This window comes from Agromyces sp. P2_B3 (assembly GCF_056404815.1).
This window is the reverse complement of sequence record NZ_JBFUDH010000002.1, coordinates 509383-533475: the sequence shown is the minus strand read 5'-3', so window position 1 is coordinate 533475 and position 24093 is coordinate 509383. Positions and strand designations below refer to the sequence as shown.

The window sequence follows — 24093 nt, the reverse complement described above, 5'->3', positions numbered from 1 at the left end:
CCGAGTCTAGGCTGGTGGCGTGGCCGACTTCGCCCGGTACCTCCCGCTCAGCCAGCGCTCCGGCTTCGACGAGCGCGGCGTCACGAGCGACCGCCGGGAGCCCACCGCGATCGTCCTGCGCGCGATCGCCGCGGCCGTTCGGGCGGGCGGCGATGCGGGCTGGTCGGCGAGCACCGGGGAGCTCCCGCCCGCCGTGCCGACCGCGATCGCCGAGCTCATGGCCGGATTCGACCGTGCGCCGGCGCGCCGCGCGTTCGAGACCGCCCAGCACGCGCTCGGGATGAGCCCGCGCGAGGGTGACGCCGATGTCACAGCCGAGGGCGCGAACGACGCCGCGGCCGCCCTCGACGCCCGCGCGGTCACGATCACCGAGCGGCCGCGGCCGACCCGGCTCGTCGAGCTCGATGACGCCGTGGTCGCCGCCGTCCGCATCGGCGACGCGCTCGGCAGGCCGATCGCCGTTCCCCCGCTCGCCTCCGGCGCGGTCGCGCTGCGCCGCGCGGCCGCAGCACCGACGCCGATCCGCGCGGTGATCTCGGGCCACAGCCTGCACGCGACGGATGCCGGATGGACCATCGGCCACGGCCCCGTGCTCGTCGGCACGGCGCACGAGCTCATCCGCTTCCTGGCGGGCATCGGCGATCACGCCCCCCGCTCAGCACGACCTGGCGAATTGGGCGACGCCTGAGCGATCGCCGTCGAAGTGATCGGCGGAGTCCCCGCTAGTCGGCGAGCAGGTCGCGGGCGAGGTCGACATCGCCTCGCATCGTCTCGATGAGGTCGGGGATGTTCGTGAACGCGACCATGCCGCGCAGGCGCTCGACGAACTCGACGTCGACGACATGGTCGTAGAGGTCGAGCTCGCGGTCGAGCACGTACGCCTCGACCTGCTTCTTCGCGACGCCCTCGAAGGTCGGATTGTCGCCGACCGAGATCGCGGCCGGGTAGCGCGTGCCCGCGTCGGTGAGCCACCCCGCGTACACGCCGTCGGCAGGGATGAGGCCTTCCGACTCGGGCGACAGGTTCGCCGTGGGGTACCCGAGCTCGCGACCCCGCTTCGCCCCGTGCACGACGATGCCCGAGACCGCCGGCGTGTGGCCGAGCAGCCGGGTGGCGTGGCGCACGTCGCCCTCCGCGAGCAGCTCGCGGATCCAGGTCGACGAGACGCGACGCTCGCCCTCGGGGCGCACGTCGTCGACGACCTCCACCGTGAAGCCGAACTTCGCGCCGAGGTCCTGCAGCAGGGCGACGTCGCCGGCGCCGCGGGCGCCGTACCGGAAGTCGCTGCCGACCAGCACGGCCTTCGCCTGCAGGGTGTCGACGAGCACCCGCTCGACGAACTCCGTGGCCGGCACCGAGGCCAGCGCGCGGTCGAACGGCAGCAGCACCGTCGCGTCGACGCCCGTGGTTGCGAGCAGCTCGAGCTTCTGCCGAACGCTCACCAGCGAGTCGGGGCACTTGTCGGGCGCGAGGAGCGCCAGCGGGTTGCGGTCGAACGTGACGACCACCGCTCGCAGGTCGCCCTCGGCGGCGATCGTGCGGATCCGGTCGATCACCGCGCGGTGACCGCGGTGCACGCCGTCGAACTTGCCGATGGTGACCGCGCTCGGACCGAAGCCGGCGGGCACCGCGTCGAGGCCCTTGTACGTCTTCACGCGGCATCCGCCCCGCTCGTGGGGCCCGCCGACGCCGTCTCGGGCGTCGCCGCCTGCTGCGACACCGGCCGATGCGTCGCAAGCCACCACATGCCGAGCAGGGGAAGCACGAGCGGGATGAAGAGGTAGCCGCGGCCGAACCACGACCACACCGTGTCGTGCGGGAAGAGCTCGGGGAACGCGATGCTGAGCGCGCCGATCACGACGACGCCGGTGAACTCGAACGCGATCGTCACCCACGCCACTCGGTACCAGCCGCGACCCGACCGCACGAGGGCGATCGTCGCGACCACGTACACGACGGCTGCGAGCGCCGAGAGCGAGTACGCCAGCGGCGCCTCGTCGAACTTCGTGGCGATCTGCACGAACGAGCGGCCGATCGCGGCGAGGGCGAGCACGGCGTAGACCGCCACGAGCACGCGCCCGATGCCGCTCATCCGCCGCCCACCGTTCGTCTGGGGCCGGGCACTCCGCACGTCAGTCATGTCGTTCGATTCTCTCATCCGCGGCTAGGCCTGCTGCACGGTCCAGATCTGGAACATGCGATACATCATGACCGCGACCGAGAGCGCAGCGACGCCGAGAATCACGGTGCTCCAGCGATTCCGTTCGAGGAGCGCCCAGAAGATCGCCGCCGGCGGGATGAGGAGCGCGCCCACGAGGTACACGTAGAACTCGAGGATGCTGCCCGTCGGCTGGTTGCCGAACGCGGGCGCGGCGATGGCCACGACGAGCTGCACGATGAGCAGCAGCTCGACGAGCACGAGCGCGCCGTTCGTCAGGTCGTTGGGCACCCGGCCCGCGAGGCCGAGCACGAGGCAGAGCAGGCCGGCCGCGACCGCGACGGCGAGCTGCACCCAGGTGAACCACTCGATCATGCGCCGGCCTCGGCCGGGAACCCGGTGACCACCTTCAGCGTCTGTCCCCGGCGTTCCACGATCGCGACGAGGCGGTCGTCGGGGGCGATGGCGGCGATGGCTCCCGCGTCGGCCTTGGCGACGGACGCAGCCGGGGCGGCGTCGATGCGCTTGCCGTGCCCGAGGTCGACGGCCTGGTCGTCGGTGACGGATGCCACGGGCAGCGCCCGCCGGGCGGCATCCGCTGGGCTCATCAGCGCCTGCGCCACGTCGAAGCCCTCGAGCGCCGCTGCTTCCTCGACCGAGAACGCCCCGATGCGCGTGCGACGAAGGGCGGTGAGATGACCGCCGGTGCCCAGGTCGGCGCCGATGTCGCGGGCGAGCGCTCGCACGTAGGTGCCCGACGAGCACTCGACGCGCACATCGACGTCGACGAAGCCGTCGCCGCGTCGCACTGCGAGCGCCTCGAACGCCGACACGGTCACCGTGCGGGCGGCGAGCTCGACCGCCTCGCCCTCGCGCACGCGTTGGTAGGCGCGCTTGCCGTCGACCTTCACCGCGCTGACGGCGCTCGGCACCTGCTCGATCACGCCGGTCTGGCGCTGCATCGCGGTGCGCAGGGCATCGTCGTCGACGGCGTCGACCAGGGCCGCGGATGCCGCGGGCAGTGGCTCGCCCTCGGCGTCGTCGGTCGTCGTGTCCCAGCCGAGCCGGATGGTGGCGAGGTACTCCTTGTCGAGACCGACGAGGTAGTGGAGCAGTCGCGTGGCGTGGTTGACGCCGAGGACGAGCAGGCCCGTGGCCATCGGGTCGAGGGTGCCCGCGTGGCCGATCTTGCGGGTGCCGGCGAGCCGGCGCATGCGCGCGACGACGTCGTGGCTGGTGATTCCCTGCGGCTTATCGACGAGGAGGATGCCGCTGTTCACGCCGTACAGGCTAACAGCCACGGCGACAGCCCCTGACGACGCGCCCCTACGCTGGGAGGGTGAGGATCGGGATCATCGGCGCCGGCGCGCTCGGCGGCACGTTCGCCGTGCTGCTCGCCCGCGCGGGTCATGACGTCGAGGTCACCGCGCGCGGTGCCGGCCTCGAGGCGATCCGCACCGGCGGCATCCGGCTGACCGGCGGATTCGGCGATGCGGCGGCGACCGTCGCGGCGGGGGAGGTGCTGACGCGGCGCCCCGAGCTCGTGCTCGTGTGCACGAAGGCGCAGGATGCCGAGGCCGCCATCACGGCGAACGCCGCCCTCATCGACGGCGTACCGGTCGTCGTGGTGCAGAACGGCCTCGACGGCGTCGACACGGCCGCACGGCTGCTGCCCGGCTCCTCGTGCATGGGCGTCCTCTCGATCATCGCCGCCAACTACACGGAGCCGGGGGTGGTGCGGGTCACCACCACCGCGGCCAGCTACCTCGGTCGGGGCGAGGGGCCCGCCGACGAGGAGTGCACGCGCATCGCCGCACTGCTCTCCGAGGCCGTTCCGGTGATCGCGATCGGCAACTTCCGCGGTGCGCAATGGACGAAGCTCGTCGTCAACATGGTCAACGCGGTACCGGCCATCGTGGGCCGGAGCGTGCAGGACGTCATCGGCGACCGGCGACTCCGGCGCGTGGTCACCGCGTCGATGCGGGAGTGCGTGCGAACGGGAGTGGCCCGCGGCATCCGCTTCGGATCGCTGCAGGGGCTCGCGAACGGCCGCCTGCGCCTCTTCGCCCGGTTGCCGCTCGCCGTGGGCCAGGTGCTGCCGTGGTTGATGGCCCGGCGAATGGGCCGCGTGCCCAACCTCGGGTCGACGCAGCAGAGCGTGCGCCGGGGGCAGCCGACCGAGGTCGACTACCTCAACGGCGCCGTCGTGCGCGAGGCATCCGCCGCCGGCTCGGACGCGCCCGTCAATCGCGCGCTCGTCGATCTCGTGCACGAGGTGGAGCGGAGCGGAAGCCTTCCCGCCAGTCGGGTGCTCGCCGCCACGGGCGTCTGACTTCCTCGCGGAAACGACCGAGAGGGCCCGGTTTCCCGGACCCTCTCAGTGCGTGTCAGCGGATCAGGCGCGCTTGCGTCGGATCCGGGCGATCACCAGGAAGGCGATACCCGCGATGACGATGATGCCCGCGACGATCGCGATGGTGGTGCCTGCGAAGCCCGTGCTCGCGAGGCCCGTGCCGCCGCCGGCAGCTGCCGTCGTCGTGTTCGCGTTGGGTCCCGTCGCGCAGTCGGGCGTGGCCGGCGGGTAGGTGACGTCGACCGCAAGGGTCGGGTTCACTTCGAGCGTGGCGCCCGTGAGCGCACGCGTCCACGCGAAGTTGCCATCGGTCTCGACCCATGCGTCGCCGATCTTCTCCCAGCCCGGCCAGCCGGTCGGGGTGACGCCGTCGTCGGCGACGGACGCGCCGGGCCAGAGCACCTTGCCCTCGAGCGTGCCCTTGTCGGAGAGCGTGCCGAGCTCGATGGTGTGCGAGTTGGTGCCGTCGCTCATCACGAGCTTCACGTCACGGCCGGTCGACTGCTTGTCGGGGTCGATCAGCGTCACGTCGAAGAAGATCCACGGAGCATCGGCGAGGCAGATCCCGGTCGCGAGCGATCCGTCGAGCGAGGGCTCGATGCAGTCCGCGTCGGTGAACTCATATGAGAAGCGCTTCTCGGTGAGGTCCTTGTCGAACACGAAGCCGGGCTTCGCGGTGGCGACCGCGGTGGCTGCACCCGACGTGGGGTCGCCCTCGATCGTCCAGACGACGTTCTCGGTCTCGGCCGGCAGCGTCACCGCATCGTCCTCGACTCCACACCGGTCGATGTGGTCGGGTGCAGCGGGCACCTCGATCAACTTCGGGCACGGGGTCAGGTCGAAGGTGAACGGGAATTCGCGGACGGAACCGCCCTCGAACGTGTATCCGTCGGCCGCTGTGGCGATCGCCTTCGCGGCGCCCGAGGCGTGATCGCCCTCGATCTTCCAGGTGATCAGGTCGGTCGAGGCAGGCACATCGATGCGGTCATCATCCGTTCCACAGACGTCCACGCGAGTCGGGGTCCCGTTGAGCGCAATCGTCGTGGGCGGGCACTTCACGTCCGTGAACGCGAGGATCCAGTCGTGTCGAGTCGTGCCGTCGGCGAAGATGTAGCCGGGCTTCGTCGTCGCAGTCGCGGTGGCCGCACCGTCGGTGACCGGACTCAGCACCCACTCGACACCCTGGACCGCCACGGGAGGCACGATCGCATCGGCGTCGACGCCGCACTCGTCGGTCTTCTGCGGCTCCGCGGGAACGGGCACCGTCGTCACGCAGGGCACGTCGGTGAAGGCGAATGTCCAGGTGTGGCTCGTCTCGCCGCCCACGAACACGTAGCCCGGCTGGGCCGTAGCGGTCGCCGTCGCCGAGCCGCCCGACACCGGGGTGACGTTCCATTCGACACCCGTGACGGCGGAAGGCGTGAGAATCCGATCGTCCGCGACACCGCACTCATCGACGAAGGCAGGCTTCGCCGGCAGCGACAGCTGGGTCGGGGGCTTCACGCAGTCCTCGTACTGCAGCAGGGACTGGTCGCCCTGTGCCGGCACGTTCTTGGTACCGAAGAACCAGTAGCTGAATGCCGAGTGGATGTCCTTCGAGTGCAGGGAGTGACCGATCAGGAAGTCGGCGACGGACATGAATGCCCGATCGTAGGTGCCGTCGGTGTTCCAGTGGCAGACCTTCACCGGCTGGGGTGCGACGCCGCAATCGATCTGGCCTTCCCAGTGGTAGTTCGTGCCTGCGACCTGGATCCAACGGATCGACCACTGGTCGGGGTTCGGCCACTTGGGGTGCTCCGCGAACGTGAAGGTCTTCGTGCCCGACCAGGTGCCGGAGTTGTTGTGGAAGTTGAGCGTCAGGTCCTTGCCTTCGACGACCACCCGCACGTTGACGTCGTTCGCCTGACCGGCGGGGAGCCCGGCAGGGTAGACGACGACGAGCGCCTCACAGGTTGGAGCCGCGTACTGCCAGTTCGAGTCGAACGGCTTCGTGCAGTCCTCGTACTGCAGGAGGCTCTGGTCGCCCTGGGCGGCGACGTTGATCGTCTCGCCCTTCTTGACGTACGAGAAGGAGGGGTAGATGTCGCGCTTGTCCTGGTGGTCGATGTGGCCCGCGTGGAAGAACGCGCTCACCGAGGTCGTGAGGCGCACGTAGGGGTTCGACGCGCTGCCCGTGGCGTGACAGAACGTGATCTTCTTCACGGTGCCGTCGCCGCAGTTCGCGGCGGAGATGGTCAGTCGGCCGGTGTCGGTGTTCTGCGTGCCGTTCGACCATTCGGTCTTCAGCGTGAGCTCATAGGTGCCGGCTTCGACGCCATACTCGACGAACTTCTCCGACTTGTTCTTGCCGATCTCCGTGCCCACAGGCACGACGTCGGGGTCGGACGAGGTGAGGACCTTCTCGACCTTCGCCTCGGAGTTCTCGACGGTCCACGTGATGTCGAACGTGCTCGAGTCCGCGTCGCATGCGGCGACGGCCGTGATCGTGTTGTGGTGCGCGCTCGCGGGCGCGGCCACGCCGACGAGGGCGAGGCCTGCGCCGAGCGCGACTGCGGTCAGCGCCGCCGCGATACGGCGGACGATTGTTCGGGATTCGGGGCGCGATCGCGCACCGGGATCGCCGGGGGCAGCGTGCGCCGACCCGGCGCGGGGCTTGCTCATGCGGTCTGTCTCCATCGGTCGATCCGGCGCACGGCGAACCGATGGAGGACACGATGACGCGCCAAGACGGCGCAGAAGCGGCCGCGCGAAGGGGCATGCGCGACCGTCGGGGTTCGGGTACTCGGGTGGAGCAGGGGGGGTTCGCAGGGCCGGAGGGGCTGGCTGTATGCACCAGTATGTCGGTTTCCGGGGACTTGTGTACCCCGTTTTCCACGATGGGGGACAATTGTCCCCCCTTTTGGGGACCGAACCCTCCGATTCCCCGCCTCCCGACGGCGAAGCAGGGGTCCGGCGCCATGCCGAACCCCCGCTCAGCGTCCGAGGATCAGGCCCGGCGACGCATCCTTGCCGTCAGCACCACGCCGCCGCCCAGCGCCATGAGCCCCGCAGCCATGATGGCGAAGGTGGCACCGTCGAAGCCGGTGGAAGCCAGCCCGCTCGGGTCAGTGCTCGCGGTCGTCGCCGACCCGCCGCCACCGCCCGGCGTGCCGGAGTCGAACGGGGTCGGTGCGAGGTCGCAGTCGGGCGTCGCCTCGGGGTAGGCGAGGTCCACGACCACCTCGGGGTTCACCGCGAGGGTCACCTCGGTCAGGTCGCGCGTCCAGGCGAAGTTGCCGTCGGTCTCGACCCAGGTGCCGTCTTCGAGCTGCTCCCAGCCCGGCCAACCGGTCGGGGTCACCTGGTCGGCGGCCACGGAGGCTCCGGGCCAGAGGATCTTGCCCGACAGCTTCCCGTTGACGAGGTCGCCGAGGATGACCGTGTGGGTGAGCTCGCCAGCTGTGAAGACCAGCCGGGCCGTGTTGCTCGTCGAGCGGTGCTGCGGGTCGTCCAGCGTCAGGCTGTAGGAGATCCACGGGGCATCCGCGACGCACTCGCCGCTGGCGACGACGCCCGTGAGCTTCGGCTCGATGACCGGGGGCGTCATAACAGTGCCGAATGTGTGCGTGGCGCAACCGAGCGTGATCTTCGTGATGACGCCGTCACCGAGGACGCCCGAGCCGAGCGAGTAGCCGATCGCCTTGACGACGGCGTTCGGGAACTTGCTGAGCCATTCCTGCGCCGTGCCGTACCACTGCGAGCCGTTGCCGCCATCGATGTGCGGGGCGAGCGCCTTGACGGCGTCGGCGGCGCTGCCCGTGAGCCACCAGTTCTCGCCGTAGACCTTCTCGCCGACGAGGATGCCGTCGGGCGTGCCATTGGCGTCGAAGTCGACGACGAGCTGCAGGCCGGGCTCAGGACCGGTCGAGCTGGTGTAGTCGAGCGACGCGTCGATCGTGCCCGTGCCCAGGCCCGCAAGCGGGAGGTTCGTCGGGAAGTAGCCGGCGGCCTTGTCGGTCGTCGTCGTGCCCTCCGTCCAGATGCGGAGTCCACCGGCGACGAGCTCGTTGTGCCCGGTCGCACGGGTTTCCGTCAGGTTCCACGTCTTGAGGTCGGTGGTGTGCACGTTCGTGTAGGCGGTGCACTGGGTCAGGACCGGCGGCTCGTCGCACGCAGCAGTCGTGAACGAGAACTCGAACGTCCTGGTGGTGCCGCCGCCGACGAAGGTCTTGCCACCGAGCGCGGCGACGGTGACCGTCGCCGTGTTGCCCGAGATCTCGCCACCCGACCAGTCGAGGTCGGTCGTGTCCGCAGGCACGACGACCTTGTCGTTGTCGATGCCGCAGAGATCCAAGACATCGGGCTTCGCCGGGACCTGAAGCTCCTCGACCGTCGGGACGTCGATGTAGTGCACCGCGTAGTGGCTCACCGAGTCCTTGTCGGGGTGGTCCACCGTCACGGAGGGCATCGGCGGGTTGACCGTGACGATGTAGCGGGTGGTACCGGCCTTGACGCAGTATTCATCGATGAGCTTGCCCTCGGGCGCTGTGACCAGCACGGTCTTGGGGCTGCCGACGGTGTCGATCTTATCGGTGCCGTTGGGGGCATAGCTCTCGCAGATGAACGCGGGCTGGTCGGCCTGGGCGGGCAGCGCGGCGGTGCCGAGCGCGAGCGCGAGCGCTCCTGCTACGGCCGCCGCTGCCACGAAGGCGCGGGGGATCCTCATCGGTGGGTTCTCCTGGTGGTCGGGTAAGTGGGCACGACGCACCGGGTCTCCGGATGCCGCATCGAGCACGTTCGGGCCGTGCGCGCGCGAGGTCGGGTGACGACCGAAGATCGGGTTCGTGCCAAGTGGGGTGGGGCGGGTGTGCTCAAGTATGTCTGAACCGGAGGGTGGATTCCGCTGATTTCGGGCGCGGAAGGCGCCCACTCCCCCGAACTGGGGGGCACCCCTCAGCAGCTGTCGAGGAACCGGCGCCGCGGATGGGCCGGATCTCGGTCGTCGACCACGGCGGAGGCCACGAGCCGTGGGTCCTCCTCGGCGTAGGCGATCACGTCGGCGGGGTCCTCGGGGTCGCCGTCGAGCGCGATCCGGAAATCCCAGAGGTCGGCCAGCCGTCGCCGCAGCACGAAACGCCCGTCGAGCACGAGCACGGCGTCGGCGGGGCCGGTCAACCACTTCGGCTCCACCCAGGCGTCGCGCGACGGATCGAACACCGCGGTGACGAACGCGGTCGAACCACCCATGCGGAACGGCTCCACGAGCACGCGCCGCAGGGCGGCCTCATCGAAGCCGTGCCGGTAGTACCGCATGGGGGTGTCGTCGCCGAACTCTCCTTGAGCGGCCCGCGAGCGATGGAACCGCTCCATGCTCGCGCGGAAGACGCGATGCCCGCGCTCGCGCAGTACGGCCGCGAGGTCGTCGCCGAGCTGGGTCTTGCCGCTCCGGAGGGGCCCGTCGACGGCGACGATCATGCGGCCGCGCCCATACTGCTGCAGGATCTCGTCGGCCAGGCCGCGCAGGAACGCGACGCGAGGCGTGGTGACGAGCTCCATGGTGCGAGCCTAGCCGCGCGACATCGGGCCCGACATAGGCTGAGGGGATGCCCCGGCCCGCCTCCCCCGACCTCGCCGGCCCGCTGAACGCCTGGTTCGCGGATGCCGCGCGGCCGCTGCCGTGGCGGGCGGCGGAGGTGTCGCCGTGGGCGGTGCTCGTGAGCGAGTTCATGCTGCAGCAGACCCAGGTGTCACGGGTCATCCCGCGGTGGGAGGCGTGGATCGAGCGCTGGCCGACCCCGGCGTCGCTTGCGGCCGAGCCGCCGTCCGAGGCGGTGCGCGCGTGGGATCGACTGGGGTATCCGCGCCGGGCGCTGTGGCTGCATCGTGCCGCCGTCGAGATCGTGGAGCGGCACGGCGGGGAGGTGCCGTCAGCGCTCGACGACCTGCTCGCATTGCAGGGCGTCGGCCCCTACACTGCGCGGGCGATCGCGGCGTTCGCGTTCGGCGAGCGGCATCCGGTGGTCGACACCAACACGCGCCGCGTCATCGCCCGCGCCGTGTCGGGTCGGGAGCACGCGGGTCCGCCGTCGACGGCGCGCGACCTGGCCGACATGACGGCGCTGCTCCCGGCTCCGGATGACGCGGCGCGCGTGTTCAACGCGGCCGCGATGGAGCTCGGGGCCACGGTGTGCACCGCCCGGGCCCCGCGCTGCGACGCATGCCCGATCGCGTCGCGGTGCGCCTGGCGGCGGGCGGGATACCCGGAGCACGAGGGTCCACGACGTCGGACGCAGGCGAGGTTCGAGGGCTCCGATCGCCAGGCACGCGGCGTCGTGATGCGCGAGTTGCGCGCGGCCCACCGGCCGATCACCCGGCCGGAGCTCGCGGGGGTGTGGGAGGACGCGGCGCAGCTCGACCGGGCCGTCGCCGGCCTCGTCGCCGACGGGCTCGCGATCGCCGACGATGACGGGCTCCGGCTGCCCGACGCCTGACCGGGCGGCCCGCATCCGGGCACGGCTGGAGCGTAGTGCGTGTGCGAGGATGCAGGGATGTCCGTGACGCCGTTGCCGGGCCGTCGTCCGAGCCCCGACGACCTGCTCGTGCTGCTCGCCGTGGCGCGTGCCGGCCGGTACACGGCGGCCGCCGCGGAGCTGGGACTCAACCACACGACGATCGCCCGGCGCATCGGCGCGCTCGAGGATGCGCTCGGCGGACGCGTGCTGGCGCGCGGCGCCGCCGGCTGGGTGCTCACCCCGCTCGGGGAGCACGCGATCTCCGCGGCGGAGGGCGTCGAACGTGCGATCGGGTCGTTGGCGCCGGGCGCGCCGCGGCTCTCCGGAGTGGTGCGCCTGAGCGCGACCGACGGCTTCAGCGGGTTCATCGCCGCCCACGCGATCGTCGCGGTCCGGCGCGCCCATCCCGACGTCTCGCTCGAGGTGATCGCCGCCACGCGACGCGCGGCACAGCAGCGGGTGGGCGTCGACCTCGAGGTGGTCGTCGGTCGCCCTCACGTGCACCGCGCCGAGGCGATCCACCTCGCCGACTACGCGCTCGGGCTCTATGCGAGCCGCGACTTCCTGGAGCGGCACGGTACGCCCGCCACGACGGCGGAACTCGCCGGGGCTCCCCTGGTGTACTTCATCGAGTCGATGCTGCAGGTCGACGCCCTCGACGTGGCGCGGCGAGCGGCCCCCGACATGGTGGATGCCGTGTCGAGCACCAACGTGGACGTGCACGTCGACGCCACGCGCGCCGGCGCCGGGTTCGGGCTGCTGCCCGCGTTCCTCGCCGACCGGCACGACGACCTGGTGCGACTCTTCGCCGACGAGATCGACGAGCACCTGCCGTACTGGCTGGTCTGCCGGCCCGAGGCCTTGCGGCAGCCGACCGTGCTGGTCTTCATCGAGGCACTGCGCGCTCGCATCGCCGCCGTCGAGCACGAACTACTCGGCCGGCGGCGCTCGTCGGACTAGCGGGGTCCGCCCGCCTCGGCGTCGTCAGCGAGGTCGGATGCCTCGTCGTCGAGCTCGTCGAGGTCGTCGGCGTCCTCGTCGAGGTCGCGCGGCTTGACGTAGGGGTCGGCGTCGCCGGCGTACTCCGCCGTCGCGGCGAGCACGCTCGTCTCGGCGTCACGGCTGCGCGCCTCCTGCAGCAGGGACTCGATGTGCTCGGCGTTCTCGGGGATCGCGTCGGCGATGAACTCGAGCGTGGGGGTGAGCCGAGCCGTGATGTTGCGACCCACCTCGGTGCGGAGCATCCCCGTGGCGGACTTCAGGGCGAGCGCCGAGTCGCGGCGCTCCTCCTCGGAGCCGTAGACGGTGTAGAAGATGCTCGCGTGCTGCAGGTCACCGGTGACGCGCACGTCGGTGATGGTCACGAACCCGAGGCGCGGGTCGCGCAGCCCCTTGTCGATCCGCTTGGCCACGATCTCCTTGATGCGATCGGCCATCTTCCTGGCCCGTGCGGGATCTGCCATGATGTATCTCCTTTCGGGGCAAGGCCGGGCGGCTTCGCCGCCTGGCCGCCTCGACGTGAATCGGGGTGAAGGGGCCCCCGTTCTTCACCTGAAGAGAAGATCCGGGGGCCCCGACCACGATTAGACGCGAGGCTTCTCGCGCATCTCGATGGTCTCGATCTCGTCGCCCACCTGGATGTCGTTGAACTTGCCGAGGCCGATACCGGCTTCGAAGTCCGTGCGCACCTCGGTGACGTCGTCCTTGAAACGACGCAGCGACTCGATGGCGAGGTTGTCGCCGACGACGACGCCATCGCGGATGACGCGGGCCTTGGCGTTTCGCGTGATCGTTCCCGATCGCACGATGACACCGGCGATGTTGCCGAACTTCGAGGAGCGGAACACCTCGCGGATCTCGGCGACACCCGACTGCACCTCTTCGAACTCGGGCTTCAGCATGCCCTTCAGCGAGTTCTCGATGTCGTCGATCGCGTTGTAGATGACCGAGTAGAAGCGCACGTCGACGCCCTCGCGGGCGGCACGCTCGCGCGCCTTCACATCGGGGCGCACGTTGAACCCGATGACGATCGCGTTGTCGATCGTCGCGAGGTCGATGTCGCTCTCGGTGACGGCACCCACACCGCGGTGGAGGATGCGCAGCTGCACGCTGTCGTCGACCTCGATCTTCATGAGCGATTCCTCGAGCGCCTCCACGGCACCCGACACATCGCCCTTGATGATGAGGTTGAGCGCCTCCACCTTGCCCTCTTCGAGCGCACGGGTGAAGTCCTCGAGCGAGATGCGCTTGCGTGCCTTCGCCAGCTGCGCGTTGCGCTGTGCGGCTTCGCGCTTCTCGGCGATCTGACGCGCGGTGCGGTCGTCCTCGGTGACGAGGAACGTGTCACCGGCGCGCGGGACGCTCGAGAGGCCCTGCACCTGCACGGGACGCGACGGCGTCGCCTCGAGCACGGCGTCGCCGTTCTCGTCGGCCATTGCGCGAACGCGGCCGTAGGCCGTGCCGGCGACGATCGCGTCGCCGACCCGCAGCGAACCCGACTGGATGAGCACGGTCGCAACCGCACCGCGGCCCTTGTCGAGCTTCGCCTCGATGGCGACGCCTCGGGCGTCCTTGTTGGGGTTCGCACGCAGGTCGAGGCCGGCGTCGGCGGTGAGGAGCACTGCGTCGAGCAGGTCCTGGATGCCGATGTTCTCCCGAGCCGACACGTCGACGAACATGACGTCGCCGCCGTATTCCTCGGCGACCAGGCCGAACTCGGTGAGCTGCTGGCGCACCTTGGCCGGGTTGGCGTCGGGCTTGTCGATCTTGTTCACCGCGACCACGATCGGCACGTTGGCCGACTGCGCGTGGTTCAGGGCCTCGACCGTCTGCGGCATGATGCCGTCGTCGGCCGCGACCACGAGGATCGCGATGTCGGTCACCTGCGCACCACGGGCACGCATGGCGGTGAACGCCTCGTGGCCCGGGGTGTCGATGAAGGTGATGGCCCGCTCGATGCCCTCGTGCTCGGTGTGCACCTGGTACGCACCGATGTGCTGCGTGATGCCGCCGGCCTCGCCCGCGACGACGTTCGCGTTGCGGATGGCGTCGAGGAGTCGGGTCTTACCGTGGTCGACGTGGCCCATGACGGTGACGACCGGCGGGCGGATCTCGAGATCCTCGTCGGTCTCGTCCTCGAGCTCCTGGTCGAGGTCGATGTCGAAGCCCTCGAGGAGCTCGCGGTCCTCGTCTTCAGGCGAGACGACCTGGATCTTGTAGCCGAGCTCCTCGCCGAGCACCTGGAAGGTGGCCTCGTCGAGCGACTCCGTCGCCGTGGCCATCTCACCGAGGTGGAACAGCACGGTCACGAGCGAACCGGGGTTCGCGTCGATCTTGTCGGCGAAGTCCGAGATGGACGCGCCACGACGCAGCCGGATGACGGTGTTGCCGTCGCCGCGGGGCACGCTCACGCCGCCGAGCGACGGAGCCTCCCGCATCTCGAATTCCTGGCGCTTCGTGCGCTTCGACTTGCGGGCCTTGCTCTTGCCGCCACCGCGGCCGAAGGCGCCGGCCGTGCCGCCGCCGGGTCCACGACCACGACCGCCGCCGCCCGCGGGACGCGGGCCGCCGAAGCCGGTGCCGGGAGCACCGCCGGGACGCTGGAAGCCGCCACCACCACCACCGGGACGGGCACCGGCGCCTGCACCGGCGCCGCCAGGACGCTGGAAGCCGCCGCCGGGACGACCGCCGGCACCCGCGGGACGCGGGGCGCCGGGACGCGGCGAGCCGGGTCGGGGAGCCTGCGGGCGCGGGATGTTGCCCGGGGACGGGCGCTGGCCCATGCCCTGCGAGCTCGAGAAGGGGTTGTTGCCCGGGCGCGGCTGGGCCGGGCGCGAGCCCATGCCCTGCGAGCTCGAGAACGGGTTGTTGCCGGGGCGCGGCGCGTTGGGCCGCGGGGCCGGACGCGGGATGGCGGCACCGGGCTTGGGACCGGCGGCACCGGGCGTCGCGACATCCGATGCGGCGGGCGCGGCGGGTGCCTCGGCCGGCTTGGCGGCGGCCTGGGCCGCCTTCTCCTCGGCCTGCGCCTGGCGCTCGGCGACCGTCATCGGCACCTCGGCGACGGGCACGTCGGCCGCGGGAGCGGCGGGCTCTGCGGGAGCCGCAGCGGGCTTCGGCGCGGGCTTGGGGCCCGGCTTCACCGCAGCAGCAGCGGGCTTCGCCGGCGCGGCGGGTGCCCCATTGGAGGCGGCGCCTGCCGCCTCGAGCGCGGCCTTCAGGCGGCGCGCGACGGGGGGTTCGATGGACGACGAGGGTCCCTTGACGTACTCGCCCATCTCCTTGAGCTTCTCAAGGGCGATCTTGCTGTCGACACCGAGTTCGGATGCGATCTCGTGTACGCGTGGTTTGGCAGCCACTTCTCTCCTGTTCCGGGCCCACCCCGAAACAGGGCGGACCATCAATGGCGGACGGGTCTCATTTCGAGCCGCTCATGAGTTGTCCATTAGCCGTTCAGCCTGTTCTCTACGTTGCTGGTGTCCACCTCGCCGCGGATGCGGAGTGCGCGTCCGAAGGCGCGTCGCCGCACGGCGAGCCGGTAGCACTCGAGCGTCGGATGCAACCACGCACCCCTGCCCGGAAGCACGGCCGAGGCATCGGCCACGACGTGGGAATTCTGGGAGACGACCCTCAGAAGTGAGGACCGCGGGGCGCGCGAACGGCATCCGATGCACGTTCTGACGGGTTCCATCCTACACCTCTGGGCTGGGAGCCCGCCGACGCGGGCCCGGGGCTCAGTTCGACTCGAGGATCGAGTCGGGCTGGATGTCGATCTTCGCGCCCGTGAGCTTGGCGGCGAGGCGGGCGTTCTGGCCCTCCTTGCCGATCGCGAGCGAAAGCTGGTAGTCGGGCACGAGCGCGCGAACGGCTCGCGTCGACTCGTCGATGACGTAGGCGCTCGTCACCTTGGCCGGCGACAGCGCGCTCGCGACGAAGGTGGCGAGGTCGTCGGACCAGTCGACGATGTCGATCTTCTCCGAGCCGAGCTCGGCGGTCACCGCGCGCACGCGCTGGCCGAGTTCGCCGATCGCCGCGCCCTTGGCGTTGACGCCGGGCTGGTTCGCGCGCACGGCGATCTTCGTGCGGTGCCCGGCCTCGCGGGCGAGCGACACGATCTCGACGACACCCGAGGCGATCTCGGGCACCTCGAGCGCGAACAGCTTGCGCACCAGGGCGGGGTGGGTGCGCGACACGGTGATGGAGGGGCCCTTCTGGCCCTTCGAGACGCTCGTCACGTAGACGCGGATGCGCTGCCCGTGGGGATACTCCTCGCCGGGGACCTGCTCCTCGGGCGGGAGGATCGCCTCGACGGTGCCGAGGTCGATGTGCACCATCCGCGGGTTGGGACCCTGCTGGATGATGCCGGCGACGATGTCGCCCTCGCGCCCACGGAACTCGCCGAGCACGGCGTCGTCGGCCAGGTCGCGCAGGCGCTGGTTGATGACCTGCTTCGCGGCGAAGGCGGCGATGCGGCCGAAGTCGCTGGGGCTGTCCTCCACCTCGCCGATGACGTTGTCGTCCTCGTCGAGCTCGGGGATGTAGACCGACACGTGGCCGGTCTTGCGGTCGAGGTGGGCGCGGGCGCCGCTCGGGTTCGCGTGGCCGTGCTGGCCGGGGTTGGTGTGCTTCAAGTAGGCCATGAGGATCGCCTGCTCGATGATCTCCACCAGTTCGTCGAACGGAATCTCCTTTTCGCGCTCCATCATGCGGAGCACGCTGAGGTCGATGTCCACGCCGGCCTCCTCTATTCAGCTCTCAGTGCCGCTTCCCCTCGGAGCGGACGACTCTCTACCGTAGCGGATGTCGCGAGGCGCCGTCATCCGCCGGTGGGCGTCGTCGGCCTGCGTCGGTCGTGAGGAGCCCCCGCGTCCGTCGCGGCTCAGAGGGTCCAGTGCGCACTCGCGGCCTTCGCGCAAGGGGGCGAGCAGAGACGAGCCGGCTCGATACGCTGTGCCGATGGAACCCGAAACCATCAAGGAGACCGCGAGCGCCGCCCAGAGCTCGCGTCCCTTCAGAGCCCTCGCCCGCATCGGCTACGTCGTGCTGGGCATCGTGCACCTCATCATCGGCGTGATCGCGATCTCGGTCGCCGTCGGCCCGGGCGGTGGCGAGGCGGACCAGAGCGGTGCCATGGAGCAGATCGCACGCCTGCCCTTCGGCGTCGTGGTGCTGTGGGTCATCGTGATCGGCCTCGCCGCGCTGGGCATCTGGCAGGTCGCGGAGGCGCTGCTCGAGCGCGACTCCGACTCGAAGAAGAAGTGGGGACGCCGCATCAAGGAACTCGGCACGGCCGTGGCCTACTTCGCCATCGGCGCGACCGCGCTCGTCTACGCGCTCGGCGGCCGGTCCGACTCGTCGGAGTCGAGCACGACGATGAGCGCGCAGCTCCTCGCCGCCCCCGGCGGGATCCTCGTGCTCGTGCTCATCGGACTGGTCGTGCTCGGCATCGGCGTCGCCTTCATCGTCCGCGGCATCCGGAAGGACTTCGCGAAGCAGCTGTCGCTGCCGGCGGGCAAGGCGGGAGACGGCATTCGCATGTTCGGCACGGTCGGCTATGTCGCCAAGGGCATCGCCGTCGCGGTCGTGGGCGTGCTGTTCGTCGTCGCGGCGTTCACCCACGATCCCGAGAAGGCCGGCGGCCTCGATTCCGCCCTGAAGAGCCTCGCGGCACTGCCGTTCGGCCAGATCATCCTCTGGCTGGTCGGAGCGGGACTCGTGATCTACGGCGTCTACTGCTTCGCGCGGGCGCGCTACGCGAGGCTCTGAGCGTCAGCCGGCGAGCGTCGCCACGACCTCGTCGATCGGCACAGTGACCCGGTCACCCGTGGCTCGGTCCCACACCTCGACGACGCCGTCGGCGACGCCGCGGCCGGCGATCACGATCTTCGGCACGCCGATCAGCTCGGCGTCGCCGAACTTCACCCCCGGCGACACTTTCGGACGGTCGTCGTACAGCACGTCGTAGCCTGCGGTCTCGAGCGCGGCCGTGATGGACTCGGCCGCCTCGAACACGCTGTCGTCCTTGCCGGTGGCGAGCACGTGCACGTCGAAGGGCGCGATCGACGCGGGCCAGATCAGCCCCTTCTCGTCGTGGTGGCCCTCGGCGATGATCGCGAGGATGCGCGTCACGCCGATGCCGTACGAGCCCATCGTCACGGTCACGAGCTTGCCGTTCTCGTCGAGCACCTTCAGGCCGAGCACCTCGGCGTACTTGCGGCCGAGCTGGAACACGTGGCCGATCTCGACGCCCCGTGCGAGCTCCACCGGGCCGGAGCCGTCGGGTGCGGGGTCGCCCTCGCGAACCTCGGCGGCCTCCACGACGCCGTCCGCGACGAAGTCACGGCCCGCGACGAGCCCGAACACGTGTTTCTGGTCGAGATTCGCGCCCGTGATCCACTCGGTGCCGTCAACGACCCGCGGGTCGACGACGAAGCGGATGCCGGTGGCCGAATCCTCCCCGAGCACGGCGCCGTCGGGCGACCAGGGGCCGATATAGCCCTTGACCAGACCGGGGTGCTTCGCGAAGTCGGCCTCCGTCGCCGCCTCGACCTCCGCAGGAGCGAACGCGACCTCGACGCGCTTCATCTCGACGTCGCGGTCGCCGGGCAGGCCGACGACGACGAGCTCGCGGGTGCCGTCGAGGTGCACGAGCGCGAGCACCACGTTCTTGAGTGTGTCGGCCGCGGTCCACGCACGACCGTCGGGCCGGGGGTACTCGGCATTGGCGAGGTCGACGAGGGTCGCGATCGTGGGGGTGTTCGGCGAGTCGAGGATCGCGGGCTCGGGCAGCCCATCGAAGGGGACGGGGTCGGGTGCCGTCGTCGTGTACGCCTCCACGTTGGCGGCGTACCCGCCCGACGATCGCACGAACGTGTCCTCGCCGATCGGGCTCGGGTGCAGGAACTCCTCGCTCTTCGAGCCGCCCATCGCCCCGGCATCCGCCTCGACGATCACGTAGTCGAGGCCGAGCCGGGCGAAGATGCGCTCGTAGGCGTCGCGCTGCGCCTGGTAGCTGGTGTCGAGGCCCTCGTCGCTCGCGTCGAACGAGTAGGCGTCCTTCATCGTGAACTCGCGGCCGCGGAGGAGCCCGGCCCGGGGGCGGGCCTCGTCCCGGTACTTGTCCTGGATCTGGTAGATCGTCAGGGGCAGGTCCTTGTACGACCCGTAGAGGTCCTTCACGAGCAGCGTGAAGACCTCTTCGTGGGTCGGGGCGAGCAGGTAGTCGGCGCCTTTTCGGTCCTGCAGGCGGAAGAGCCCGTCGCCGTACTCGGTCCAGCGGTTCGAGGCCTCGTAGGGCTCTCGCGGCAGCAGCGCCGGGAAGTGCACCTCGTGCGCGCCGGCGGCCGTCATCTCCTCGCGGATGATCTGCTCGATGCGGGCCTTGACGCGAAGGCCGATCGGCAGCCACGCGAACACGCCCGGGGCCTGTCGGCGGATGTAGCCCGCGCGGACGAGCAGCCGGTGGCTGGCCACCTCGGCGTCGGCGGGGTCTTCGCGGAGCGTGCGGAGGAAGTAGTTCGAAAGGCGTGTGGGCACCCGACGATTCTAGTGAGCACCGCGGTGCCGCCGAGCGGCGTGGCGACGACCGGTGCCTTCGCCGGCTATCGCTCCCCCGCGCGCGGGTCAAGCCCGGTGACACTCCCCTCGCCGCTTCCTACGGTGGAGGCAGACCGAGCGAGGGAGCTGGAATGACGATCACCGCGGAGCCTGGGCGCGACACCACGACCAGCGGCGCACCGGGTCCTGCGTCCCCGATGCGGCCGATGTCGCTGCCGAGCCCGCGGGGCCGGGTCAGCGAGGAACTCATCGGCCTGCTCACAGGCCCCCGGCAGGCACCCCTCCAGGGGCTCGCGGATGCCGCGACCGAGTCGCTCGCGGCATCCGACGACGTGCTCGCCGACGACGACCTGCAGCTGACCCTGTTCCTCATGTACGAGCTGCACTACGGCGGCCTCGAGGGCGTCTCGGACGCCTGGGAGTGGGACCCGCGCCTCCTGGCCGTGCGCGAGACGATCGAGCACGCGTTCGAGTCCGCCCTGCGGGCCGCGGTGCCACAGCCGGTCGCCACGCGCGACGTCCCCGAGGCGCTCTTCGCCCTCGTCGAGGCCGACGACGGCCCGAGCCTGTCGGCGTTCGTGGAGCGCGACGCCACGTCGGAGCAGGTGCTCGAGATCCTCGCCTGTCGCACGATCTACACGCTGAAGGAGGCGGACCCGCACAGCTGGGCCATCCCGCGGCTGCACGCCCGCGCGAAGGCCGCCCTCGTCGAGATCCAGGCCGACGAGTACGGCGGCGGCCGGCCCGAGCGACTCCACGCGACGATCTTCGCGAACGCGCTGCTCGGAGCGGGGCTCGACGATCGCTACGGCGCCTACGCCGACCACGTGCCGGTCGAGGTGTACACATCGATGAACCTCATGTCGCTGTTCGGACTGCATCGGCGCCTCCGCGGCGCGATCGTCGGGCACCTCGCCGCCTACGAGATGACGTCGTCGCTTCCCTGCCGCGCCTATGCGAAGGGCCTCCGGCGACTCGGCTTCGGTGCCGAGGTCACCGACTACTTCGACGAGCACGTCGAAGCGGATGCGGTGCACGAGCAGCTCGCCGCGCGGGACCTCGCCGGCTCGCTCACCGAGGACGAGCCGCAGCTCGCGAACGACATCCTGTTCGGCGCAGCGGCCTGCCTCGCGATCGACGGGCGGCTCTGGGGCGGCCTGCGGGAGCGGTTCGAGCGTGGCGAGTCGGCGCTGAGGATTGCCCTGTCATGAGCGAGGCATCCGCTCACCCCGTCTCGATCACCGCATGTCCCGACGGCCCCCTGCTCGTGCGCGGCGACCTGGAGCTCTTCGACGACGACGGCCAGCCCGTTCAGCCCAACCGGCGGACGTTCGCGCTGTGCCGCTGCGGCGCCTCGGCGATCCGCCCGTTCTGCGACGGATCCCACAAGCTCGTCGGCTTCCGCACGAGTCCGCCGTCGCGGACACCGGCCGTCACCTTCGACGAGGCGTGATGCCCGCCGCTGCGTCGAGCGGGCTGCACGCGGAGGTGCGCGATCATCGCCGCGAGTTCCTCGACCGGCTCGCGGAGTGGGTGCGCATCCCGTCGATCGCCGGCGACCCCGACTACGCCGCCGCGCTGCCGCAGTCGGCGAACCACCTCGCCGGTCTCTGCCGCGCCGTCGGCTTCCCCCGGGTCGAGGTCTGGCCGCAGGGCGACACCACCGCCGCCGTGTTCGCCGAGTGGCGCGCGGATGCCGCGGCGCCGACCGTGCTCGTCTACAGCCACCACGACGTGCGCGCCGTCATCGGCGAGCCGTGGCGCGAGACGGAGCCGTTCACGCCGGTGGAGCGCGACGGATGCCTCTTCGGCCGAGGCGCCTCGGACGCGAAAGGCCAGGTCATCGCCCACCTCTGGGGTCTTCGCGCGCTGCTCGCCGGCGGCCGCCGCACGCCACCGGTGACGCTGAAGCTCCTCGTCGACGGCGAGGAGGAGCTCGGCTCCCCGAACCTCGCGGACCTGCTCGACGCGCATGCCGCCGACCTCGGGTGCGACCTCATCGTCTACTCGGACACGACCCTGCTCGACCCGGCGCGCCCGGCCGTGACGACCACCGTCCGCGGCTTGATCGGCGCGGAGCTCACGGTGCACGGCCCCACGCACGACGTGCACAGCGGGGCGGTCTCGGGACCGTCGCCCAACCCGATCCTCGATCTCGCGACGCTCCTCTCCGCGCTGCACGACGCGGACGGCCGCGTCACCCTGCCGGGCTTCTCCGACCACGTCACGACGCCGACGCCCGAGGAGCGCGAGTCGTACGCGGCCCTCGAGCTCGACGACCGGTGGTGGCTACGAGAGTCCGACACCGGCCGCATCACCGGCGAGCGCGGCTACTCCGTGCCCGAGCTGCTCTGGGCCCGGCCCGCGGTCGAGGTGATCAGCGTCAGCGGCGGCGACCTCGAGGAGCTTCCCCGGGCCATCATCCCCGCATCGGCCAGCGCCGCGCTCAGCATCCGGATCGTGGAGGGCCAGACCCCGGAGGAGGTCGCGGCGCAGCTCGAACGATGGGTGGCCGAGGAGTCGGCGGCACGCGGCATCCGTGCCGAGGTCTCGATCTCACGGAAGACGGCGGAGGCCCCGTACCGCACGCCGGAGCATCCGGCCGTCGAGGCCCTGGCCGAGGCCATGCGCATCGGGTTCGGCGTCGACGCAGTGGGACGCATGGGCAACGCAGGCGGCGGCCCGGCCGAGCTCCTCGCCCGCACGATGGACGCGCCACTCGTCTTCTTCGTAACGGGGCTGATCAGCGACCGCTGGCACGGCTCCGACGAACGGGTGCGCCTCGACGTCCTGGAACACGGGGCCGCGACGCTGGCGGCGCTCTGGCCGCTCCTCGCCGACGCGATGCGGGACGAGGACGCGGGCGCCTGAGCGCCCAGGACGTGATTCCACCCGGTCGGCGCAGTCAGTCCCCGGTGACGTCCTCTTCGTCCTCCATGGCGAACGTCTCAAGGTCATCGCCCGCCGCCGTGGCGGCGTCCCCGGCACCCTCCGCACCCTCGGCGCCCTCGGCGCCCTCGTGCAACGTGCCCGTCCCGTCGGGATAGCCCGCCTCGTCGGGGTACTCGTACTCCGTGCCGTCTCCGCTCATCGCGGTCCCCTTTCGCGATCGGATGCCGCAGTGGGGCATCCGGGTTCGGGCCACGATACCCGGCGACGAGAGGATCGACCACGGGTTGCGGCGATCGGGCGGTTCGGTCACCGGGAGTATGGTGAGCGCGTGAGCCAGACCCCAGGTCGCGTGACGCCGGGCCTCGGATGAGGGTGGGTGTCGTCGGTGGAGGCGCCGCCGGATTGACCACGGCCTGGCTCCTCGAGCGCGAGCACGACGTGACGGTCTTCGAACGCGAGGCCCGGCTCGGCGGCCACGCGCACACCATCGAGATCGACGTGGACGGACGGCGACTCGGAATCGACGCCGGCTTCCAGTTCTTCGCACCCGGGGCGACATACGCCACCTTCAACCGCCTGCTCGACCTGCTCGGGGTGGCGCGAGCGTCGTACGCCGCGTCGCTCACGGTGTACGACCAACGGCGAGATCGGTCGGTCGCGATGCCGCCGTTCCGTGCCGGCGCGCCGATCCTGTCGTCATTCAGGCCCACGACGCTGCGCACGCTCATCCGGTTCCGCGCATTCCTCGACGACCTGCCCGCCTTCCTCGCGCGACACGACACGTCCGTCACGGTCGCCGAATACCTCGAACGCGCACGGCTGCCGAGGGCGTTCGTCGACGGATTCCTCCTGCCGTTGCTCTGCTCCTTCTGGTGCGTGGAGCTCGCGGAGTTCCGCGGATTCGCGGCCTACAACGCCCTCTACTACCTGGGATCGAACGCGAACAGCGGGCTCCGAGCGCCCGTGCAGAGCGAGATCCCCGGCGGGATGCGGGTCTACGTCGACGCGCTCGTGAACGACCTCACCCGCACCCGCGTCCGTCTGGACTCCGGGATCCGCGGTGTGACGCGCCGTCGCGAGCAGTTCGACGTCGAGCAGCAGGACGGGACGGTGCACACCTTCGATCGGCTCGTCCTCGCGTGCAATCCGCGGCGGGCCGCCGCCCTGATGGACGGGCTCACCGGACATGAGGCGGAACGCGAACTGCTCGGTCGATTCGAGACCTTCGACACGAGGATCGCGATCCACGGCGACCGCCGCCTGATGCCACGGGACGAGGCATCCTGGTCGGTCGTCAACGCGCGGTGGGACGGAGCCCACAGCGCATTGACCGTGTGGGACCCACGGCGTGGCCTTCCCGTGTTCAAGAGCTGGATCACCTACGCGACCGAACTCCCCGATCCGCTCTACGCCGTGGTCACGTATGAGCACGGCATGGTCACGCCCACCTACTTCGATGCGCAGGCCCGGCTCAGGGAGCTGAACGGACGGAACGGGTTGTGGCTCGCCGGAGTCGCCACGCACGACGTCGACTCGCACGAGGGCGCCGTGCGCTCCGCGGTGACGGTCGCGCGCGGCCTGGCGCCCGATTCGTGGCGCCTGCGTCTGCTCTCAGCGCAGACCTGAAGTGTTGCCGTGCCCGC

Annotated in this window: 22 protein-coding genes; 9 read left to right on the top strand and 13 right to left on the bottom strand. The window is 70.9% G+C overall.

What is annotated here, in order from left to right; genetic code table 11:
• The first annotated feature begins 19 nt into the window (after positions 1-19).
• The gene (locus AC1DZA_RS05295) at positions 20-688 is read left to right on the top strand and encodes a hypothetical protein (protein WP_476771964.1); all 669 of its coding nucleotides are present in this window, start codon (positions 20-22) and stop codon (positions 686-688) included.
• A gap of 34 nt (positions 689-722) precedes the next feature.
• Here AC1DZA_RS05295 and AC1DZA_RS05290 read toward each other — a convergent pair whose 3' ends face one another.
• Genes AC1DZA_RS05290 through truB form a run of 4 tightly spaced genes read right to left on the bottom strand, consistent with a single transcriptional unit; the run spans position 723 to position 3438 of the window.
• Entirely contained in the window at positions 723-1655 is a 933-nt protein-coding gene (locus AC1DZA_RS05290; RefSeq protein ID WP_476771963.1) for a bifunctional riboflavin kinase/FAD synthetase, read from the bottom strand.
• Complete coding sequence (locus tag AC1DZA_RS05285; RefSeq protein ID WP_476761625.1) at positions 1652-2140, bottom strand: hypothetical protein; 489 nt, start codon at positions 2138-2140, stop codon at positions 1652-1654. Before AC1DZA_RS05285 ends, AC1DZA_RS05290 begins: the two co-directional genes overlap by 4 nt.
• Positions 2141-2164: 24 nt before the next feature.
• Positions 2165-2533, bottom strand: coding sequence for a hypothetical protein (locus AC1DZA_RS05280; protein ID WP_476761626.1), 369 nt, complete (start codon positions 2531-2533; stop codon positions 2165-2167).
• A complete protein-coding gene (gene truB / locus AC1DZA_RS05275; RefSeq protein ID WP_476761627.1) occupies positions 2530-3438 on the bottom strand; it encodes a tRNA pseudouridine(55) synthase TruB in 909 nt (302 codons plus the stop codon). The genes AC1DZA_RS05280 and truB overlap by 4 nt, the downstream gene beginning before the upstream one ends.
• Positions 3439-3497: 59 nt before the next feature.
• Here truB and AC1DZA_RS05270 point away from each other — a divergent pair, with 59 nt between their 5' ends.
• On the top strand, positions 3498-4490 hold the full coding sequence (locus tag AC1DZA_RS05270) for a ketopantoate reductase family protein (protein WP_476761628.1): 993 nt from the start codon (positions 3498-3500) through the stop codon (positions 4488-4490).
• 63 nt (positions 4491-4553) lie between these two features.
• On the opposite strand, the gene AC1DZA_RS05265 is transcribed toward AC1DZA_RS05270, so the two are convergent.
• The 3 genes from AC1DZA_RS05265 to AC1DZA_RS05255 all read right to left on the bottom strand — a co-directional run bounded on the left by AC1DZA_RS05265 (position 4554) and on the right by AC1DZA_RS05255 (position 10046).
• Entirely contained in the window at positions 4554-7172 is a 2619-nt protein-coding gene (locus AC1DZA_RS05265) for a hypothetical protein (protein WP_476761629.1), read from the bottom strand.
• A 325-nt stretch (positions 7173-7497) separates the two neighbouring features.
• The gene (locus AC1DZA_RS05260; protein WP_476771962.1) at positions 7498-9216 is read right to left on the bottom strand and encodes a hypothetical protein; all 1719 of its coding nucleotides are present in this window, start codon (positions 9214-9216) and stop codon (positions 7498-7500) included.
• Positions 9217-9443: 227 nt separating this feature from the next.
• Positions 9444-10046, bottom strand: a complete 603-nt coding sequence (locus AC1DZA_RS05255; RefSeq protein ID WP_476761631.1) for a nucleoside/nucleotide kinase family protein — start codon at positions 10044-10046, stop codon at positions 9444-9446.
• Between the two features lie 47 nt (positions 10047-10093).
• Here AC1DZA_RS05255 and AC1DZA_RS05250 point away from each other — a divergent pair, with 47 nt between their 5' ends.
• Positions 10094-10981: an HhH-GPD family protein gene (locus AC1DZA_RS05250; RefSeq protein WP_476771961.1), complete on the top strand. Its 888-nt coding sequence runs from the start codon at positions 10094-10096 to the stop codon at positions 10979-10981.
• A 57-nt stretch (positions 10982-11038) separates the two neighbouring features.
• Positions 11039-11962, top strand: a complete 924-nt coding sequence (locus AC1DZA_RS05245; protein ID WP_476771960.1) for a LysR family transcriptional regulator — start codon at positions 11039-11041, stop codon at positions 11960-11962.
• Here the strand turns inward: AC1DZA_RS05245 and rbfA are convergent.
• From rbfA to nusA, 4 genes are all read right to left on the bottom strand, one after another.
• A complete protein-coding gene (rbfA, locus tag AC1DZA_RS05240) occupies positions 11959-12465 on the bottom strand; it encodes a 30S ribosome-binding factor RbfA (protein WP_476771959.1) in 507 nt (168 codons plus the stop codon). The genes AC1DZA_RS05245 and rbfA overlap by 4 nt on opposite strands.
• 120 nt (positions 12466-12585) lie before the next feature.
• Positions 12586-15402 carry a translation initiation factor IF-2 gene (gene infB / locus AC1DZA_RS05235; protein ID WP_476771958.1) on the bottom strand — a complete coding sequence of 939 codons (2817 nt, stop codon included), beginning with the start codon at positions 15400-15402 and terminating at the stop codon, positions 12586-12588.
• Between the two features lie 44 nt (positions 15403-15446).
• Entirely contained in the window at positions 15447-15692 is a 246-nt protein-coding gene (locus AC1DZA_RS05230) for a YlxR family protein (protein ID WP_130351151.1), read from the bottom strand.
• Between the two features lie 43 nt (positions 15693-15735).
• Positions 15736-16734, bottom strand: a complete 999-nt coding sequence (gene nusA, locus AC1DZA_RS05225; protein ID WP_309972881.1) for a transcription termination factor NusA — start codon at positions 16732-16734, stop codon at positions 15736-15738.
• 223 nt (positions 16735-16957) lie between these two features.
• Between nusA and AC1DZA_RS05220 the strand changes: the two genes are divergently transcribed.
• Positions 16958-17767, top strand: a complete 810-nt coding sequence (locus AC1DZA_RS05220) for a DUF1206 domain-containing protein (protein WP_476762955.1) — start codon at positions 16958-16960, stop codon at positions 17765-17767.
• A 3-nt stretch (positions 17768-17770) separates the two neighbouring features.
• Here AC1DZA_RS05220 and AC1DZA_RS05215 read toward each other — a convergent pair whose 3' ends face one another.
• Entirely contained in the window at positions 17771-19537 is a 1767-nt protein-coding gene (locus AC1DZA_RS05215) for a proline--tRNA ligase (protein ID WP_476771957.1), read from the bottom strand.
• A gap of 227 nt (positions 19538-19764) precedes the next feature.
• On the opposite strand from AC1DZA_RS05215, the gene AC1DZA_RS05210 reads away from it, so the two are divergent.
• Genes AC1DZA_RS05210 through AC1DZA_RS05200 form a run of 3 tightly spaced genes read left to right on the top strand, consistent with a single transcriptional unit; the run spans position 19765 to position 22429 of the window.
• Positions 19765-20769, top strand: a complete 1005-nt coding sequence (locus AC1DZA_RS05210) for an iron-containing redox enzyme family protein (protein WP_476772013.1) — start codon at positions 19765-19767, stop codon at positions 20767-20769.
• A complete protein-coding gene (locus AC1DZA_RS05205; RefSeq protein WP_476761067.1) occupies positions 20766-21011 on the top strand; it encodes a CDGSH iron-sulfur domain-containing protein in 246 nt (81 codons plus the stop codon). Before AC1DZA_RS05210 ends, AC1DZA_RS05205 begins: the two co-directional genes overlap by 4 nt.
• Positions 21011-22429, top strand: a complete 1419-nt coding sequence (locus AC1DZA_RS05200) for a M20/M25/M40 family metallo-hydrolase (RefSeq protein ID WP_476771956.1) — start codon at positions 21011-21013, stop codon at positions 22427-22429. The genes AC1DZA_RS05205 and AC1DZA_RS05200 overlap by 1 nt, the downstream gene beginning before the upstream one ends.
• Positions 22430-22463: 34 nt before the next feature.
• On the opposite strand, the gene AC1DZA_RS05195 is transcribed toward AC1DZA_RS05200, so the two are convergent.
• Entirely contained in the window at positions 22464-22649 is a 186-nt protein-coding gene (locus AC1DZA_RS05195) for a hypothetical protein (RefSeq protein WP_476761069.1), read from the bottom strand.
• 167 nt (positions 22650-22816) lie between these two features.
• On the opposite strand from AC1DZA_RS05195, the gene AC1DZA_RS05190 reads away from it, so the two are divergent.
• On the top strand, positions 22817-24076 hold the full coding sequence (locus AC1DZA_RS05190) for an FAD-dependent oxidoreductase (RefSeq protein WP_476771955.1): 1260 nt from the start codon (positions 22817-22819) through the stop codon (positions 24074-24076).
• The last annotated feature ends 17 nt before the right edge of the window (positions 24077-24093 follow it).